Annotated in this window: 14 protein-coding genes and 1 other RNA gene; 14 read left to right on the top strand and 1 reads right to left on the bottom strand. The window is 59.6% G+C overall.

Features of this window, described 5'->3' with window-relative positions; all coding sequences use genetic code 11:
- Positions 1 to 55 precede the first annotated feature (55 nt).
- Positions 56 to 1882: an ATP-dependent zinc metalloprotease FtsH gene (gene ftsH, locus FJU08_RS03360; RefSeq protein WP_141147541.1), complete on the bottom strand. Its 1827-nt coding sequence runs from the start codon at positions 1880 to 1882 to the stop codon at positions 56 to 58.
- Positions 1883 to 2159: 277 nt separating this feature from the next.
- Between ftsH and FJU08_RS03355 the strand changes: the two genes are divergently transcribed.
- The 14 genes from FJU08_RS03355 (at position 2160) to murC (ending at position 17750) form a co-directional block, all read left to right on the top strand.
- Positions 2160 to 2879, top strand: a complete 720-nt coding sequence (locus tag FJU08_RS03355) for a J domain-containing protein (protein WP_141147540.1) — start codon at positions 2160 to 2162, stop codon at positions 2877 to 2879.
- 72 nt (positions 2880 to 2951) lie between these two features.
- Entirely contained in the window at positions 2952 to 4139 is a 1188-nt protein-coding gene (locus tag FJU08_RS03350; RefSeq protein WP_141147539.1) for an NAD(P)/FAD-dependent oxidoreductase, read from the top strand.
- Positions 4140 to 4200: 61 nt separating this feature from the next.
- Positions 4201 to 4642: RNase P RNA component class A (gene rnpB, locus FJU08_RS03345), an RNA gene on the top strand.
- A 343-nt stretch (positions 4643 to 4985) separates the two neighbouring features.
- Positions 4986 to 5423 (top strand): division/cell wall cluster transcriptional repressor MraZ, encoded by a 438-nt coding sequence (gene mraZ / locus FJU08_RS03340; protein ID WP_141147538.1) that lies wholly within the window; start codon positions 4986 to 4988, stop codon positions 5421 to 5423.
- A 17-nt stretch (positions 5424 to 5440) separates the two neighbouring features.
- On the top strand, positions 5441 to 6463 hold the full coding sequence (gene rsmH, locus FJU08_RS03335; protein WP_141147537.1) for a 16S rRNA (cytosine(1402)-N(4))-methyltransferase RsmH: 1023 nt from the start codon (positions 5441 to 5443) through the stop codon (positions 6461 to 6463).
- A 4-nt stretch (positions 6464 to 6467) separates the two neighbouring features.
- A complete protein-coding gene (gene ftsL / locus FJU08_RS03330; RefSeq protein WP_141147536.1) occupies positions 6468 to 6845 on the top strand; it encodes a cell division protein FtsL in 378 nt (125 codons plus the stop codon).
- Positions 6846 to 6949: 104 nt separating this feature from the next.
- Positions 6950 to 8578 (top strand): peptidoglycan D,D-transpeptidase FtsI family protein, encoded by a 1629-nt coding sequence (locus FJU08_RS03325; RefSeq protein WP_235890558.1) that lies wholly within the window; start codon positions 6950 to 6952, stop codon positions 8576 to 8578.
- 58 nt (positions 8579 to 8636) lie between these two features.
- Positions 8637 to 10100, top strand: coding sequence for a UDP-N-acetylmuramoyl-L-alanyl-D-glutamate--2,6-diaminopimelate ligase (locus FJU08_RS03320; RefSeq protein WP_141147534.1), 1464 nt, complete (start codon positions 8637 to 8639; stop codon positions 10098 to 10100).
- Positions 10097 to 11509, top strand: a complete 1413-nt coding sequence (locus FJU08_RS03315; protein WP_141147533.1) for a UDP-N-acetylmuramoylalanyl-D-glutamyl-2,6-diaminopimelate--D-alanyl-D-alanine ligase — start codon at positions 10097 to 10099, stop codon at positions 11507 to 11509. The genes FJU08_RS03320 and FJU08_RS03315 overlap by 4 nt, the downstream gene beginning before the upstream one ends.
- 40 nt (positions 11510 to 11549) lie before the next feature.
- Positions 11550 to 12650, top strand: coding sequence for a phospho-N-acetylmuramoyl-pentapeptide-transferase (gene mraY, locus FJU08_RS03310; RefSeq protein ID WP_141147532.1), 1101 nt, complete (start codon positions 11550 to 11552; stop codon positions 12648 to 12650).
- A 10-nt stretch (positions 12651 to 12660) separates the two neighbouring features.
- Positions 12661 to 14073 (top strand): UDP-N-acetylmuramoyl-L-alanine--D-glutamate ligase, encoded by a 1413-nt coding sequence (gene murD / locus FJU08_RS03305; RefSeq protein ID WP_141147531.1) that lies wholly within the window; start codon positions 12661 to 12663, stop codon positions 14071 to 14073.
- 3 nt (positions 14074 to 14076) lie between these two features.
- The gene (locus FJU08_RS03300) at positions 14077 to 15237 is read left to right on the top strand and encodes an FtsW/RodA/SpoVE family cell cycle protein (RefSeq protein ID WP_141147530.1); all 1161 of its coding nucleotides are present in this window, start codon (positions 14077 to 14079) and stop codon (positions 15235 to 15237) included.
- 3 nt (positions 15238 to 15240) lie between these two features.
- Positions 15241 to 16353: an undecaprenyldiphospho-muramoylpentapeptide beta-N-acetylglucosaminyltransferase gene (gene murG, locus FJU08_RS03295; RefSeq protein WP_141147529.1), complete on the top strand. Its 1113-nt coding sequence runs from the start codon at positions 15241 to 15243 to the stop codon at positions 16351 to 16353.
- Positions 16350 to 17750 (top strand): UDP-N-acetylmuramate--L-alanine ligase, encoded by a 1401-nt coding sequence (gene murC / locus FJU08_RS03290; protein WP_141147528.1) that lies wholly within the window; start codon positions 16350 to 16352, stop codon positions 17748 to 17750. The genes murG and murC overlap by 4 nt, the downstream gene beginning before the upstream one ends.
- The last annotated feature ends 13 nt before the right edge of the window (positions 17751 to 17763 follow it).

The following is a 17763-nucleotide window of genomic DNA, read 5'->3' as shown; positions in this document are numbered from 1 at the left end:
CCGTGACGGAGAAAGGCCCGGCACCTTTGCGGCCCGGGCCATGAATTGTCCTGTCTCAGTAGATTTTCGCCTGGGCGAGAGGTTGCTGCACCAGCGGCGGAAAGTCGTCGGGGGTGATGGTTTCCTTGTCGAGGAGGATCCTTGCGCCTTGCTCCAGATCGTCACGCCGGTCGATCAAGATCTTCTTGGCCCGTTCATAGGCCTCGTCGATCAGCTTGCGGATCGCAAGGTCTACCTCGCGGGCCGTTTCTTCCGAATAGTCGCGGGCCTTGCCGGCACCGGGGGCGGCGCCGAGATATTGCGCGCGCTGCTCATCAAGGGCAGCCTGGCCGATCTTCGGGTCCATGCCGAAGCGCATGACATATTGTTTGGCGATATCGGTCACCTTGGCGAGGTCGTCTGAAGCGCCGGTCGAGATTTCACCATAGACGATATCTTCAGCGCCACGGCCGGCAAGCAGCACGACCATGCGGTCACGCAATTCGCTGGCGGTGATCAGGAAGCGATCCTCGGTCGGCCGCTGCATGGTATAGCCGAGCGCGCCGATGGAACGCGGAATGATCGAGATCTTGTGGACCGGATCGGTCTTCGGCAGGGCCGCAGCCGCCAGGGCATGGCCCATTTCATGATAGGCGACGCGTTCGCGTTCGTCCTTGTTGAGCAGCCGTCCGCGCCGTTCCGAACCGGCAATGATGCGTTCCACCGCCTGGGTGAAGTCTTCCATGTGAACGGTGTCGCCGCCGCGTCTTGTGGCAAAAATCGCTGCCTCGTTGACCAGATTGGCGAGATCGGCACCGGAAAAGCCGGGCGTGAGGCCAGCGATTTCGTCGGCATTGACGTCATCGGCGATCTGAACTTTTTTCATGTGCACCGAGACGATCGCAGCACGGCCCTCGCGGTCAGGACGGTCCATGACGACCTGGCGGTCAAAACGGCCGGCCCGGGTCAACGCCTGGTCAAGGACTTCGGGCCGGTTGGTTGCCGCCAAAAGCACAATACCGGATGCCGGATCGAAGCCATCCAGCTCAACCAGCAGCTGGTTGAGTGTCTGCTCCTTTTCGTCATTGCCACCCATGCCGAAGGAGTTGCGGGCGCGTCCGAGCGCGTCAAGTTCGTCGATAAAGATGATGCAAGGCGCCATTTCGCGGGCCTGCTGGAACAGGTCGCGCACGCGCGCGGCGCCAACGCCGACGAACATTTCAACGAATTCGGAACCGGAAATGGAAAAGAAGGTGACGCCAGCCTCACCGGCAACCGCCTTGGCGATCAGCGTCTTGCCGGTGCCGGGCGGGCCGACGAGCAGGATGCCCTTGGGGATCCGCGCGCCCAGCCGTCCGTATTTTTCCCGGTCGGTGAGGAAGGAGACGACCTCCTTCAGCTCGGCCTTTGCCTCTTCAGCACCGGCAACATCGTCAAAGGTGACGCCGGTCTTGCGCTCGACATAGATCTTCGCCTTGGATTTGCCGACATTCATCATGCCGCCAAGGCCCATGCCCTGTTTTTCGGCGAAGCGGCGGAAGAACCAGATCCATAATCCGAAAAACAGAACGACCGGCAGAACCCAGGAGAGGATTTTCTGTAGTAACGTGTGATCCGGCACGCCGGTGACATTGACCTTGTGCTGGTCGAAATCCGCCGCCAGATCCTGCGGTGCGCGATAGGTTACGAAATATTTCTTGTCGTTGACCGGCTCGGTAAAGGTGCCCTGAATGGTGTTGTTGGAGATGGCGACAGATTCGACCTGGCCCTTGTCGACATAGTTGAGCATGTCGGAATAGCTGATTTCGGCATAATCACGTGAGGTAAACCAGGCCTGGAACGCCATGATTATGAGAAAAGCGACCAGAAAATAGCCAAAATTGAACGTATGCTTGCGTTCCATTCAATAAAACTCCAGACAAAACGATAAAACGGGGACTTAAATTCGCGTAAACGTATAGCGTTCGCCGTTGAGTTCAGGCAATTGGAAATTGTCTGCCCGGTCGGGTCCGAAGTGTGCGGGAGGAGGTTCCGTCGTGCAATGCTGGGTGGCTAAGCGCGACGGATGTCGCAAAAAAGTGAAATCGAACCGTATGGTTCGACTTGAAACGGGCGCAAATATTGTCCAATCTTCAGCCCGGTCAAATCGGCGCATATTGAGCGTCAGGGAGCGTAAGGCCATGTCTTTCTGGGAAAAACTCGTCAACTTCGTCAGCCAGACTGTGTCTTCCGCGGGCAATGTGCTGGCCAGTGTTGTTGAAGCGGTTCACACGCTTTTCGAGGGCGACCCGGAAACGCGCAGGCAGGTTGCCTTTTCCGTATCGCTGATCGCGCTTGCCGCCAAGATGGCCAAGGCTGATGGTTTCGTCACCGAGGAAGAGGTCGTCGCCTTTCACGAGATCTTCGAGATCCCCGAGGAAGAGCGCGTCAATGTTGCGCGTCTTTATAATCTGGCACGGCAGGATATTGCCGGTTACGACGCCTATGCCCGCAAGATGCGCTCGCTCTGCACGGAAAGTGACGGCGAATGCCCGCTTCTGGAGGAAGTGATTGACGGGTTGTTCCACATCGCCAAGGCCGATGGACATGTGCATGAGAATGAACTGGCATTTCTGGCAGATGTCGCCTCGATCTTCGGTATCAGCGAGGCGCGCTTTGCCGCTATCACGGCGCGGCATATTTCCTCCGGCGACCGTGATCCCTATTCGGTGCTCGGTGTGAAGCGTTCGGACGACTTTGCCACGATCCGTAGCCGTTACCGCAATCTGGCGGCGGAAAATCATCCCGACCGTCTGGTGGCGCGCGGGGTGCCGAAGGAGTTCCACGCGGCGGCAAATGACCGCATGGCACGCATCAACGCCGCCTATGAGGCGATTGAACGCGAGCGTCGCGCTGCCTGACAACGTCAATCCCCCTTGCATTGAGGCGGACTTCCCCCCAATCTCAGACGGGCCACCGAGGCGGGGAGTGATATGTCCGGGCATTTCAATACAATTATCGTCGGCCGTGGAATGATGGGCGCTGCTGCGGCGCGGCATCTTGCAACCATGCGCGAAGGCGTTGCCCTTATCGGGCCGGACGAGCCGCTGGATCGCACGATCCACAAGGGTGTGTTTGCAAGCCATTACGATGAGGGGCGGATCACGCGCACCATTGATCGCGATCCGGTTTGGGGGCAGCTGTCCCATCGCTCCATCGCCCGTTATGGCGAGATTGCAGCAGCAAGCGGCATTGACTTTTTCACCGAATGCGGCGCCCTGATCGCCGGTCCCTCGCGCGAACGCTCCCGCTATATTGATGCACTTGTTGCTGCATCGCACAAAGCTGGCGCTAAGACCGAATTGCTGGATGGCCCGGCCCTGGCGACGCGGTTCCCCTATCTGGAATTTCCGAGCAAGATCGAGGCGCTCTACGAACGCCACGGCGCCGGCCACATCTCGCCACGGCGTCTGGTGGCAGCGCAGTCCATGCTCGCAGAGCGTCAGGGAGCTGCTGTTTTTCGCAACACAGTCACCGCCATTCGCGACACAGGCGTCAAAGTTACGGTGGAGATGGATGACGGGGCCAGTGTCACTGCCGAGCAGGTTCTGGTCGCCACAGGCGCTTTCACCATCAATGAGAGGCTGCTGCCCGCGCGGATCGACCTTTCGGTCTTTGCCCGAACGATTGCGTTTTTCGAGGTCGATGAGGCTGAGGCGGCCGATCTTGCCGGCATGCCAAGCGTGATTTTCCGCGCCGAGACCGAGGGGCAGGGCTTCTATCTGCTGCCGCCGATCCGTTATCCAGACGGGCGGTTCTATATCAAGATCGGCGGTGATCCGGACGATGTCCGCCTGACCGATGAAGCCGCGCTGAAGGCGTGGTTTCTGACCGAGGGGCGCACGGCAACACGCGAACATCTGACCCGTATCCTGTGCGATCTCATGCCCGGTATTCGCGTGCGCAATACGCTGACCTCTTCCTGTGCCACAACCTTCTCGCCATCCGGTTATCCGATGATCGGCTTTTCGCCCTCGCATCGCATTGCCGTTTTGACGGCTGGCTGCGGTGCTGCTGCCAAGAGCTCTGACGAGATCGGCCGTCTTGGTGCCGTGCTGATGGCCAGGGGCAATCTGAAGGATGAGGGATATGCCGTTGATTTTGCACCGGCCTTTGGCTGAGGGCGGAATGCGGTCAATTATCGAGTGGCAATTTCGACCGGTCTCGATTATGTAGGCCGGACCAGTTGGCCGGGCGGCCGCGCTGTACCAATGCCGAAAGGCGGTATGGTGAGGAAAGTCCGGGCTCCACGGAAACACGGTGCCGGATAATGTCCGGCGGGGGTGACCCCAGGGAAAGTGCCACAGAAAGCAAACCGCCCCGCTTTCATGACGTCTGGTCGCCGAAAAGGCGTGAGAGGCAGACGCCATGATGGCGGGGTAAGGGTGAAAGGGTGGGGTAAGAGCCCACCGCGGATGCGGCAACGCAGACGGCAAGGTAAACCCCACCGGGAGCAAGACCGAATAGGGATGACGCGGCGCTTCGGCACCAGCCTGTTTCCGGGCCAGTCATCCGGGTGGGTTGCGCGAGGCAGTGCGCAAGCACTGTCCCAGATGAATGGTCGCCACGTCCTTTCCTAGCGGTAAGGGCCATACAGAACCCGGCTTACAGGCCAACTGGTTTTTATCACAAAATCAACGCTATGGGCTCGCCCAACTTTCCCGCGCCAGACCCGCGCGGGGAAAGCTTTCGTTAATGGCTGATTGCTAAAATAAAAGCTTCCGCGACACCGTGTCGGCATGGTTAACAACAGGTAATCCCATTGACGCCCAAACTGTCCCATGTTATCCCATTAGACATGAGTTCGCTCCGGGGTCGCATGGCTCCATGTTCGGAGCAGTCTAGTTCTAAGTATCCGGAATGTTTGGGCAATCTGCTCCATGGGCGGATGGGGTTGCGTTTGAGTTTTTCGGATTGGAAGGTGGTGGCGCATGTGGCGTCGCCGGAGTTGTCGGCTGTAGCGCGTGATGAACCGATTTCTTTCCAATCAGACGAAGAAGATCGATGCCAAGGGCCGTGTGTCGGTACCCGCGGTGTTTCGCAGCGTTCTGGCCGAACGGCAGATCGAGGAACTTTACTGTTTCCAGGATTTTGTCTTTCCGGCGATCAGCGTTGGCGGTCCCGATCTTCTGGCGCGGTTCGAGCGGCAGATCGATCAGGAAGATCCTTTTTCGCCGGAGGCGAACAGCATGTCGTTGCTCATCCATGGCGGCGGCGTGTTCATGAAGCTCGATGCCGAGGGACGGTTGATGGTCACGGATTTTATCCGCGATTTCACCGGGATCGGTTCGGAGGTCACTTTCGTGGGGCGTGCGGATCACTTCCAGCTTTGGGAGCCGCAGGCCTTCCAGGCGGCGCAGGATGCCGCGCGCAAGGCACGCTTTGGCGGCCGTGCTGGCGCATAACGAGACGGGGAAACGGAATGTCGGGGAATCTTGGCAATAAGGATGCCAATGGCGGACTGGTTCGCCACATTCCGGTTCTTCTTGCCGAGGTGCTGGCTGCTCTGGAGCCGGCACCCGGCAAGCTTATTCTGGACGGTACATTCGGTGCCGGCGGTTACAGCCGGGCCATTCTTGAGGCCGGTGCCGATGTGCTGGCGCTTGACCGCGATCCCAACGCAATTGCAGCAGCAGCTCCCATGCTGGAAGCCTATGGCGGACGTCTTCGGTTGGAGGAAACCTGTTTCTCCCGGCTTGATGCCTTTGCGCCGGAGGCTGGCTATGATGGTGTCGTGCTGGATATCGGCGTTTCCTCGATGCAGATCGATGAGGCTGAACGCGGCTTTTCCTTTCAGAAAAATGGTCCGCTGGACATGCGCATGTCGGCATCGGGTGTTTCGGCGGCCGATGTCGTCAACCGCGCCAAGGCTCAGGATCTGACGCGGATCTTTGGCTTTCTGGGCGAGGAGCGCCATGCTGGACGTATCGCGCGGGCGATCGAAAAACGCCGGGCTGAGGCGCCGTTCGAGACGACGCGCGATCTCGTGCAGCTGATCGAGACGGTTTCGCCGCGCAAAGCCAAGGACAAGATCCATCCGGCAACCCGCGTCTTCCAGGCGCTTCGTGTCTATGTGAATGACGAACTGGGTGAGCTTGCCCGAGCGCTGCTGGCCGCCGAACGGTCCTTGAAACCCGGCGGCGTTCTCGTCGTTGTGACGTTTCATTCGCTTGAGGATCGCATCGTCAAGCATTTCATTTCCGAGCGGCTGGGTAAGGCTCAGGGGTCCCGGCATCTGCCGGTCGTAACCGCCGCACCGCAACTTTTTTCCATCAAGGGCAAGGCCATGGTGAGCGCGAGTGAGGCTGAGGCCGAACAAAATCCGCGCGCCCGCTCGGCCAAGCTTCGCGCGGCGATCAGAACCGCAGAGCCTGCCGGTCCCGCCGATCTTGATGCCTTTGGATTGCCAGCCCTTGCCGATATTTCCCGCTTAGGAGGCCACTAGCACCATGCTCAGACCCCTCGATATCGTTTTGATCCTCGTGATGGTGGCAACTGCCGCGGTAACCTATTCGATCAAATATGGCGCAGAAAGCACGCTGAATGATGTTCGTTCCCTCGATGACCAGATCGCCGAGGAGCAGAACAATATCGATCTTCTGAAAGCGGATCTGGCGCTCTTGAGCCAGCCGGCACGGCTGCAGCGGCTGGCGAATTTCTATTCGGCAGATCTCGGTCTTGAGCCGACGGAACCGGAACAGATCGCCAAGCTCGATCAGTTGCCGCCGATCGCGCCGCCGCCGGTTGACCCCGAAACGCTTGATACGCTGGCCGGTACCGCGCCGGATGGAACGGATATTGTCGTGACAGGATCGGTGAAGCCCTGATGAAAATCTTCGCGCGCAGAAACAGGAAAACCACTCGGAACGACGAAGGCCTCGGGGAAGAGGGTGCCTCAGTCTTTCAGGGAACGGCGAAAAAGAAGAACGGAATGGCGCGCAGCCGCGTCGCGGTGATGACCGCTGCGTTTGTGGGTGTTTATGCCATTATCGGCGGACGCCTGATCCACTATTCGCTTGCCAAGGAAGATGCCACCGCTTCGCGCTCGGTCGCGCCGCTGACGCTCGCCCACCGCCCGGATATCGTCGACCGCAATGGTGAGATCCTGGCGACCGATGTGCGCATGATGTCGCTTTATGCCAATCCTTCGATGATCACCAGTCCGGACGATGTGATCGAATCTTTGCTGCCGATCTTCCCTGATCTCGATGCTGCGCGTGCCTACAAGCTTCTGGACCGGAAAGGCGACTTCGTCTGGCTGAAACGCCAGATCACGCCAAAGCAGCAGAGCGAAGTTCTGGCGGCGGGCGTACCCGGTGTTGGCTTTCGCCCCGAAGTGCGGCGCTTCTATCCCGGCGGCCCGGAAGCCGCCCATATTCTTGGTCTCGTTGATATCGACAATCGCGGTCTTTCCGGTATCGAGCGCTATGTGGACAAGGCCGATGGCATTTCCAGCCTGATGGGGCTTGGTCTGACGAGCGCGATGAATCTCGAACCCGTTCATCTTGCGCTTGATCTCAGGGTGGAAAGCATTGTCCGTGACACATTGATGCACGGTATGGAACGGTTTGAGGCGCTGGGCGCGACGGCGACCATACTTGATGCCAATACCGGGGAAATCGTCTCGTTGGTTTCGGTGCCGGATTTTGATCCGAACAATCCGCCCAAAGCCTCTGATCCGGTGATGCTGAACCATGCCATTACCGGCGTTTATGAAATGGGCTCGACCTTCAAGTCCTTCACGCTCGCCATGGGGCTGGAATCCGGCAAGTTCACGATGAACAGCATGGTCGACGCCAAGACGCCGCTGATATTCGGACGCTCGCGCATCCGTGATGATCATGCCCAGAACCGGATGCTGACCTATCCTGAAGTCTTTACCTATTCCTCGAATATCGGTGCATCACGCATTGCTGCAGCCGTCGGCCCGGAATACCAGAAGGATTTCCTGACCAAATTCCATCTGCTGGACAAGGTCGAGACCGAGATCGGCGGTGCGGGTACGCCGCAGCCGCCGCAAAAATGGGGCGGTGTCTTCTCGGCAACCGTGTCCTTTGGCCAGGGCGTCACCACCACGCCGTTGCAGATGGCGTCGGCTGCGGCCGCGCTGGTCAATGGCGGCAACCTGATCCCGCCGACCTTCCTGCAGCGCACGCAGGCGCAGGCAGATAGCCTGGCAACGCGAGTCATCTCGCCGCAGACCAGCAAGGACATGCGGTATCTGCTGCGCCTGAATGGCACCGATGGTTCGGGCCGGAACGCGCAGGTGCCAGGCTATCGTGTCGGTGCCAAGACCGGAACGGCGGAAAAGATCATCGATGGCAAATATGCCCATGATCATAATTTCAACACCTTTCTCGCTGCTTTCCCGATGGACGATCCGAAATATATCGTGTTGGTCACGATTGACGATCCGAAGATTGTCGAAGGGGTTTACGGCCGCACTGCCGCCTGGAATGCAGGGATCATCACCGGCGAAATCGTTCGCCGTTGCGCACCTATTCTGGGCGTCGATCCGGATTTCGGTGAAAAGGGAGATGCCTTGCTGGCGTCCTATTGATAGAAACTTGATAGGCGCGAATCGGTTCGCGTTTTTTCGGGGGTCTGGAGACGGAGCTATGAAATTCCACGATCTGGCCGAAGCGGCCATTCCCGGCTTATGCCATTCACTGCCTGAAGCAGCAGGCGCCGTGGAAATCTCAGGCCTTTCCGCCGACAGTCGCAAGATTACCCCCGGAATGCTTTTTGTGGCGATCCCCGGCGTCAAGGCGGATGGCGCGGGCTTCGTTGCGGATGCCGTGTCGCGCGGAGCCGCAGCGGTGGTCAGCGGCTCGCCCGTTGCCGGGGTCGATGTGCCGGTTCTTGTCTGCGAAAATCCGCGGCTCTTTCTCGCCCGTGCAGCGGCTGCCTTCTACCATGAACAACCTGCCGTGATGGTTGCTGTCACGGGCACGGCCGGCAAGACCTCGGTCGCCTCCTTCACCCGGCAGATCTATGCCCGCGCAGGGCTCGGCGCCGCCATGATCGGCACAACCGGTGTTGTCGCGCCGGGCCGCAATGACTATGGCTCGCTGACGACGCCGGATCCGGTGGATCTGCATAAGCTTCTGGCCGAACTGGCCGGGGCCGGTGTCACCCATGCGGCGATGGAGGCTTCAAGCCACGGGCTTGATCAGTACCGCCTTGACGGTGTGCGCCTCTCGGCTGCCGCCTTTACCAATCTCGGCCGCGACCATATGGATTATCATCCAACCGTTGATGACTATTTCGCTGCCAAGATGCACCTTTTCGACCGCGTTCTGCCGAAGGGTTTTCCGGCGGTCATCAATGCGGATGATGCCTTTTCCGAACGCGCGGCTGCGGCGGCGAAAGCGGCCGGGCATGATGTGCTGACTGTTGGACGAAACGGTGCCTTTCTGACGCTGAAGCGTGCCGAACAGAAGCGCGACAGCCAGTTTGCTGAAATTCGTCACGGTGGTGAGAATTACGAAGTCGAACTGCCGCTCGCCGGCGATTTCCAGATTGCCAACGCACTTGTGGCTGCCGGTCTTGCCATTGCGACGGGTGTTTCTCCGGCAACGGCAATTTCAGCGCTTGGTTCGCTGGAAGGAGCACCTGGCCGTTTGCAGCTGGTCGGGAAATCACCTGACGGCGCGCTTGCCTATGTTGATTATGCCCACAAGCCGGATGCGCTGGAAAAGGTGCTTGCCGCGGTGCGCCCCTTTACTACGGGTCGGGTGCTCGTGGTCTTCGGCTGTGGCGGTGACCGCGACAAGGGCAAGCGGCCGATCATGGGGGAAATTGCCACCCGCCTTGCTGATGTCGTTATTGTCACCGACGACAATCCGCGTTCGGAAGTGCCGGAGGTGATCCGCTCGGAAATCATGGCGGCGGCTCCAGGCGCAACCGAGATCGGCGATCGCCGTCGGGCAATCGCCCATGCAATCGGCCTTCTGCGGCAGGGCGATACGCTTGTCGTCGCCGGGAAAGGCCATGAGGAAGGGCAGACGGCGGGCGGCGTGACGCGGCCGTTTTCCGATATTATCGAAGTCAGAACAGCCTTGGAGGGCTTGAGATCGTGAGTTTGCTTTGGACATCATCCGAAATGGTCGAAGCCATGGACGGACGTCCGGTTGGCAACCTGCCGGAGGGCGTTGATGGCATCTCGATCGACAGTCGGAACATAACGCCCGGTGATGCATTCTTCGCCATCAAGGGTGATCGTGTTGATGGTCACAGCTTCGCCGGTTTCGCCGCCGCCAATGGTGCGGGCCTCTTGGTCGTCAGCGAGGCCAAGCTTCCGGCGCTGGGACGCCTCACATGCCCGATGATCGTGGTGGATGACGTGCTCGAAGCCATGGTCATGCTTGCCTCTGCCTCCAGAGCGCGCTGCAAGGGCCGCATCATTGCCGTGACCGGATCTGTCGGCAAGACATCGACCAAGGAGATGATTGCCGGCTGCCTCAGACCTTCTGGCAATGTTCACGCAGCCGTCAAGTCGTTCAACAATCATTGGGGTGTGCCGCTGACGCTGGCGCGCATGCGGGCTGATACGGATTTTGGCGTGTTCGAAATTGGCATGAACCATGCGGGCGAAATCAGCCCGCTGTCGCGGCTCGTCCGCCCGCATATAGCCGTCATCACCACGATCGCGCCGGTTCATATCGGCCATTTCAACAGTATTGCCGAGATCGCGGCGGCCAAGGCAGAAATTTTCGACGGTCTTGAGCCTGAAGGGCATGCGATCCTGAACCGCGATATAGAGCAGTTTGAAGGGCTGTCGCGCGCCGCCAGGGCAGCTGGTGCAGAGGTGATCGGCTTTGGTGAGCATGCCAAGGCAAGCTTCCGCCTGCTGGACTATCGGCTGACGGGTGAGATCGGCCATGTCCAGGCGCTGCTTGACAGTGACGAGCCGGTCTCTTTCGAACTTGCGATTCCCGGTCAGCATATGGCTGAAAATGCCCTTGCCGCCCTTGCCGCCGTATCGGTTGCCGGCGGTGAGATGGACGCCGCTATTGAAACGCTGGGGCAGGCCGAACAGCTGAGCGGGCGCGGCAAGCGGCATCGGCTGAAAATCAGTGGTGGCGGTTTCATGCTGATTGATGAGAGTTACAACGCCAATCCGGCATCAATGCGCGCAGCTCTTGAGCTTCTTGGTGCGGCCGAACCTGCCGAAGGCGGACACAGGATTGCTGTTCTTGGTGATATGCTGGAGCTTGGTGCTTACGCGCCAGCCGCGCATGAGGCGCTGGCTGCGCCGCTGGTTTCGGCGGGCGTGACCCACGTCTTTCTGGCTGGACGCGAAATGCTTGCCCTGAAAGAGGCACTGCCGGACAGCATGGTTGTGGAATACCGCGAGAAAACCGAGGATTTGTTGCCGCTCGTCGTCTCTTCCGTGGGCGTAAACGACATTGTAATGATAAAATCTTCATTGGGGATCGGATTCGGTTCGATCGTGAAGACTATGCTTGAGACTTACCCGGCGCTCTGAGGGGGCGATCAAGGGGTGCTGTCGCCGGAAAGGGGCGTTTATGCTGATTTGGCTCGTGGAATTGGCCGACCGGTTCCAGTTTTTCAATCTGTTCCGTTATATCACTTTTCGCGCAGGCGCTGCGGTTTTCACCTCGGCGCTGATCGTCTTCCTGTTCGGGCCGGCCATCATCGCCGCGCTCAGGATCCGTCAGGGCAAGGGGCAGCCGATCCGCGCTGACGGGCCGCAGACCCATTTCAAGAAAGCCGGCACGCCGACCATGGGCGGGCTGATGATCCTGGCTGGTATTGTCGGCGCTTCGCTTCTGTGGGCGGACCTGTCCAATGCCTATGTGGTGGCGACGCTTCTGGTGACGCTTGGCTTTGGCGCGATCGGCTTTTACGATGATTACCTCAAGGTCACCAAACAGTCAGACAAGGGATTTTCCGGTCGTAAACGGCTGTTTTTCGAGTTTATCATTGCCGGTATTGCTGTCTTTTTCATGATGCGGGCCTCTGTGATAGCGAGCCCGACGGACAGCCATCTGGCAACGGCGCTGACCTTTCCTTTCTTCAAGGATCTGTTCCTCAATCTCGGCTGGTTCTTCATCCCCTTTGGCGCTTTTGTCATCGTGGCCGCCGGCAATTCGGTCAATCTCACCGATGGGCTGGATGGTTTGGCAACCGTACCGGTGATCATCGCCGCCGGTTCGTTTGCCGTGATTGCCTATGTAGCGGGTAATGCCGTTTTCTCGAACTATCTGCAGATCAACTACGTGCCGGGAACGGGCGAACTTGTCGTGATCCTCAGTGCCGTCATCGGCGCTTGCATGGGCTTCTTGTGGTTCAACGCGCCGCCGGCCGCCATCTTCATGGGCGATACCGGTTCGCTGGCGCTGGGCGGGCTGATCGGCTCGGTCGCCGTTGCCACCAAGCATGAAATCGTCATGGCGATTATCGGCGGGCTCTTCGTTCTCGAAGCCATGTCGGTGATCATTCAGGTCGCCGTTTACAAGCGAACTGGCAAGCGAGTCTTCCTGATGGCGCCGATCCACCATCATTTTGAAAAACTCGGCTGGACCGAAAGCCAGGTTGTGATCCGCTTCTGGATCATTTCCTTTGGCCTTGCCCTGCTCGGCCTTGCAACGCTGAAGCTTAGATAGGATTGCGCTCGTGATTCCGGTCACTTCATTTTCCGGCAGGAAGGTTGCCCTTTTCGGTCTTGGCGGCTCGGGCCTGGCAACAGCGCGGGCGTTGGTTGCCGGTGGCGCTCTGGTAACCGCCTTCGACGACAAGGCCGATATGGTTGATCGCGCGCGCGGCGAGGGCATCCCGGTGGGTGATCTGCATTCGCTCGACTGGAGTGAGATCGCAGCGCTTGTCCTGTCACCCGGTGTGCCTCTGACCCATCCCGCGCCACATTGGAGTGTTGAACTGGCCAGGGCCGCCGGTGTCGAGATTATCGGTGATATCGAACTGTTCTGCCGTGAACGCCGTATCCATGCGCCGGAGGCGACGCTGATTGCCATTACCGGTACCAATGGCAAATCGACGACGACGGCGCTGATTGCCCATATTCTGGAAGAAGCCGGGCTTGACGTGCAGCTGGGCGGCAATATCGGCACGGCCGTGCTGAGCCTTGCTCCGCCCGTGGCCGGGCGCTTTTACGTTGTTGAATGCTCGTCTTACCAGATTGATCTCGCTCCGAGCCTCGACCCGGATGTCGGTATCCTGCTCAATGTGACGCCGGATCATCTCGATCGTCATGGCGATATGGCGCATTATGCGGCCATCAAGGAACGTCTCGTCGCCAGATCCGTCGTCGCAGTGATTGCCGTCGATGACCGCTATACCCGTGCAATCGCCGATCGTCTTGCGGCGTCCGGGCACCGGGTCGCGCTCGTCTCGAAAGAAGCCGGCGCTGTGGCTGACGGCCTTGTGTTTGACGGAGCGGCGGTGCTGAAGGTGGATCACAAGGCGGTCTCGCCGATTGTGGACCTGTCCGCGCAGACGGCGCTCAAAGGTGCACATAACGGCCAGAACGCTGCCGCAGCCATCGCCGCCTGCCAGGCCGCAGGCCTTTCCGAGGCGGAAATTGCTGCCGGCATTGCCAGCTTTCCCGGACTTGCACATCGCATGCAGCCGGTAGCGCGGCGCGGACGGGTTCTGTTTGTCAATGATTCCAAGGCGACCAATGCCGATGCTTCCGCGCCGGCACTGATGACCTTCGAGAGAATCTACTGGATTCTCGGCGGCCGGCCGAAGCAGGGCGGCATCACCTCGCTCGGTGCCTTCTTCCCGAAAATCGCCCGAGCCTATCTCATTGGCGAAGCCGCCGATGCCTTCGCCGAAACGCTGGGTGATGCTGTTGATCACGTGATGTGTGCCACGCTGGACAAGGCGGTCGAGGCTGCCGCGGATGATGCTGCGGCTGATCCCCATGATGCACCGGTTGTGCTTTTGTCACCGGCCTGCGCCAGCTGGGATCAGTTCAGAAGTTTTGAACATCGTGGCGAAGCCTTTGCCGCCTATGTGGCCGAACTTGAGGGCGTTGAACCCCTTTTGAGACCCAAGGAGGGGACGTAAGCCATGGTAAGTCGCGTTCAGCGCGGTGTCATTGCCGACTGGTTCTGGACCATAGACCGCTATCTGCTGGCCGCCTTCATCCTTTTGATGGGGATCGGCTTCATGCTGTCATTCGCGGCCTCGCCAGCGGTGGCTGAGCGGCTTGGTTATGACAGTTTCTATTTTGTCCGGCGCCACGCGATCTTTCTTGTTCCCTCGATCATCACCCTGGTTGGCCTGTCTTTCCTGTCACCAAAACAGGTCCGGCGGCTTTCCATGGTCATTCTCGTCTGCGCGCTTCTGGCAATGGTGGCGGCTCTTTTCTTCGGTACTTCGAATAATGGCTCGCGTCGCTGGATCGTGATTGCGGGCTTTTCGCTGCAGCCTTCGGAGTTTCTGAAACCTGCTTTCGCCGTCGTCTGCGCCTGGCTTTTCGCGGAACATCAGCGCTATCCGGAAATTCCTGGAAATCTGTTTGCCGGACTGCTTTATGCGATATCCGTCGTGTTGCTGATCGCCCAGCCGGACTTCGGCCAGACCGTGCTGCTGACAATCGTCTGGGGCGGTATATTCTTTATGGCGGGCATGTCGTGGCTGTGGATCGGCGGGCTTTCCGGCGCTGCTGTGGCGGGCTTTCTCGGCGCCTATACCTGGATGCCGCATGTGACATCGCGTGTCGACCGCTTCCTGACAGGTGAGGGCGACAATATGCAGGTGAACCTTGCGGCGAAGGCGATCATGCGCGGTGGCCTGTTCGGCACGGGGCCGGGGGAGGGTGTTGTCAAACGCAGCCTGCCGGACAGTCATACGGACTTCGTGTTCTCCGTTGCTGCGGAAGAATTCGGCATTCTGTTCTGCCTGTTCCTCGTCGGTATTTTTGCCTTTGTCGTGCTGCGCGGGTTGAACCATGCCTATCGCGAGCGCGATGATTTCGCCCGTTATGCCGTGGCCGGTCTGGTGCTGCAATTTGGCATGCAGTCGGTCATCAATATCGGCGTTGCCCTGCAGCTGATGCCGGCCAAGGGCATGACGCTACCATTGATCTCGGCTGGCGGTTCCTCAATGATTGCCACTTGTATCGGCGCTGGCTTCATTCTTGCGCTCACCCGAGACCGGCCGGACAAGCGATCCCGGGCCGACCGGATGTTCGAAGAGAAACGGCCGCGCGACGTGGCTGCGGAGTAGACCATGGATAAATCCTGTTTCTTTCTGTCGGCCGGTGGCACCGGCGGGCATGTGTTTCCCGCCGAGGCGCTGGCGCATGAACTGGCGGCGCGTGGTCATGACGTGCACCTGGTCACCGACAGCCGGGCGGAACGTTATGCCGGCAAGTTCCCGGCCGATATCCATGTGGTGCCGTCAGCAACCTTTGGCTCGAAGAACCCGCTTGCGATCATCAAGGCAGCCTGGACTCTCTTTATCGGCACCCGCAAGGCGCGGGCGCTGTTCTTCAAGCACCGCCCGGCTGCCGTGATTGGCTTTGGCGGTTACCCGACCGTTCCGCCACTGATGGCGGCAACCAGTATCGGCATTCCTTCGATGATCCATGAGCAGAACGCCGTGATGGGACGGGCCAATCGCATGCTGGCGCCGCGGGTGAAGGCGATTGCCGGCGGCTTCCTGTCGCGCAGTGACGAGCAGTTCGGAGCGAAGATTTTCGAGACTGGAAACCCGGTCCGTCCCGCCGTTCTGGAGGCGTCAGCGACGCCCTATCGTCAGCGGCATGCGGAAGATGATTTTCATCTTCTGGTCTTCGGCGGCAGCCAGGGCGCGCATTTTTTCGCTGATGCCATTCCCTCAGCCCTTGCCGCGCTTGAGGATGATATCCGCCGCCGCATCATCGTCACCCAGCAGGCCCGGCCGGAAGATCTCGACAATGTCAGGGCGCGCTTCGCAGCGCTTGGCATCAAGGCGGCGGTCTCGCCCTTCTTCGCCAATATGGCCGAACTGATCGGCGATGCCGATCTGGTGATCTCGCGCTCCGGTGCGTCGACGGTGAGCGAGCTCAGCGTCATTGGCCGGCCAGCGATTTTCGTGCCTTATCCTCATGCCCTCGATCACGATCAGGCCGCCAATGCCGCGCGGATGGAAAAGGCGGGCGGTGCGAGGGTTATCCGTCAGGAAGAGCTTTCTGTCAGCATTCTTTCGGATTTGTTAACCAAGGCTGTGAATGATCCGGAGAAACTGCAGAAATCCGCAGCTGCGGCGCGGGCAGCCGGCAAGCCCGAGGCAACGAAGCACCTTGCCGATCTCGCCGAGGCGCTGGCCAGCGGTACACCACTTGAAGGAACAGAAAAATGAAAATGCCGCAGTCGATCGGTGTCGTCCATTTCATCGGGATCGGTGGCATCGGCATGAGCGGCATTGCCGAGGTGCTGAACAATCTCGGCTATCGCGTTCAGGGATCGGATCAGGCTGAAAGCGCCAATGTCCAGCGCCTGCGCGAGAAGGGTATCGAGGTCGCTATCGGACACGCCGCAGAAAATCTCAAGGACGCTGAGGTCGTGGTGGTGTCATCGGCGATCCGCCGCACCAATCCTGAGCTTAGCGCCGCGCGCGAGCGGCTGCTTCCGATCGTCCGGCGGGCGGAAATGCTGGCCGAGTTGATGCGCTTTCGCGATGCAATCGCCATTGGCGGCACCCATGGCAAGACCACCACGACCTCGCTGGTGGCAACGCTGCTGGAAGCAGGCGGTCTTGACCCAACCGTGATCAATGGCGGCATCATCAATGCCTATGGCACGAATGCCCGCATGGGCGAGGGCGAATGGATGGTGGTTGAGGCGGACGAATCCGACGGCACTTTCCTGAAATTGCCCGCTGAAATCGCGGTCGTCACCAATATCGATCCCGAGCATCTCGATCATTATGGCTCTTTCGACAATGTCCGCGCGGCCTTTCGCCAGTTCGTCGAGAATGTTCCCTTTTATGGCTGCGGCGTGATGTGTCTCGATCACCCGGAAGTGCAGAGCCTCGTTGGCCAGATCGAGGATCGCCGTGTCGTCACCTATGGTGAGAACCCGCAGGCCGATGTGCGCTTTTCCAATATCCGCATGGATGGAACGCGAACCACGTTCGATGTTGATATCCGTCGCAGGCGGCGTCCTTCGGCGCGGCTTGAAAACCTCGTCCTGCCCATGCCCGGCCGCCACAATGTTTCCAATGCGACGGCGGCGATTGCCGTTGCTGACCGGCTGCATATTTCCGAAGATGCGATCCGCAAGGGGCTTGCCGGTTTCGGCGGCGTCAAGCGTCGCTTCACGCTTGTGGGTGAGTGGAACGGGGCGCAGATATTCGACGATTATGGCCATCACCCGGTCGAAATCCGCTCGGTGCTCAGGGCCGCGCGTGAGGCCTGCAAGGGCCGGATCATTGCCGTGCATCAGCCGCACCGCTATTCGCGGCTTTCAAGCCTGTTTGAGGAATTCATCGGCTGTTTCAACGATGCCGATACGGTTTTCATTGCCCCGGTCTATGCCGCCGGTGAAGATCCGATCGAGGGCGCCAGTGCCGAAGCGCTGGTTCAGCGCATGCGTGCGGCTGGTCATCGTGATGCTCATGTGTTGGCATCGGCTGACAATTTGCCCTCAGAGGTTGCAAAGCTTGCAAAACCGGGCGACTTTGTCGTTTTACTGGGCGCAGGCAGCATTACCACCTGGGCGGCAGGATTGCCGGCTGCGCTTGCTGATATTGCGTGAAGGATAATAGGAA

The organism is Martelella alba (assembly GCF_006516955.1).
GTDB lineage: Bacteria > Pseudomonadota > Alphaproteobacteria > Rhizobiales > Rhizobiaceae > Martelella > Martelella alba.
The sequence above is the reverse complement of the archived record's forward strand: the minus strand, read 5'-3'. Positions and strand labels throughout refer to the sequence as shown.

Excerpts from the sequence above, each read along its gene's own strand:
- FJU08_RS03325 (WP_235890558.1), top strand. The coding sequence starts at position 6,950 with ATGGCGCGCAGCCGCGTCGCGGTGATGACCGCTGCGTTTGTGGGTGTT.
- murC (WP_141147528.1), top strand. The coding sequence starts at position 16,350 with ATGAAAATGCCGCAGTCGATCGGTGTCGTCCATTTCATCGGGATCGGT.
- ftsL (WP_141147536.1), top strand. The coding sequence starts at position 6,468 with ATGCTCAGACCCCTCGATATCGTTTTGATCCTCGTGATGGTGGCAACT.
- murG (WP_141147529.1), top strand. The coding sequence starts at position 15,241 with ATGGATAAATCCTGTTTCTTTCTGTCGGCCGGTGGCACCGGCGGGCAT.
- FJU08_RS03355 (WP_141147540.1), top strand. The coding sequence starts at position 2,160 with ATGTCTTTCTGGGAAAAACTCGTCAACTTCGTCAGCCAGACTGTGTCT.
- FJU08_RS03320 (WP_141147534.1), top strand. The coding sequence starts at position 8,637 with ATGAAATTCCACGATCTGGCCGAAGCGGCCATTCCCGGCTTATGCCAT.
- ftsH (WP_141147541.1), bottom strand. The coding sequence starts at position 1,882 with ATGGAACGCAAGCATACGTTCAATTTTGGCTATTTTCTGGTCGCTTTT.
- mraY (WP_141147532.1), top strand. The coding sequence starts at position 11,550 with ATGCTGATTTGGCTCGTGGAATTGGCCGACCGGTTCCAGTTTTTCAAT.
- FJU08_RS03350 (WP_141147539.1), top strand. The coding sequence starts at position 2,952 with ATGTCCGGGCATTTCAATACAATTATCGTCGGCCGTGGAATGATGGGC.
- rsmH (WP_141147537.1), top strand. The coding sequence starts at position 5,441 with ATGTCGGGGAATCTTGGCAATAAGGATGCCAATGGCGGACTGGTTCGC.
- FJU08_RS03300 (WP_141147530.1), top strand. The coding sequence starts at position 14,077 with ATGGTAAGTCGCGTTCAGCGCGGTGTCATTGCCGACTGGTTCTGGACC.
- mraZ (WP_141147538.1), top strand. The coding sequence starts at position 4,986 with ATGAACCGATTTCTTTCCAATCAGACGAAGAAGATCGATGCCAAGGGC.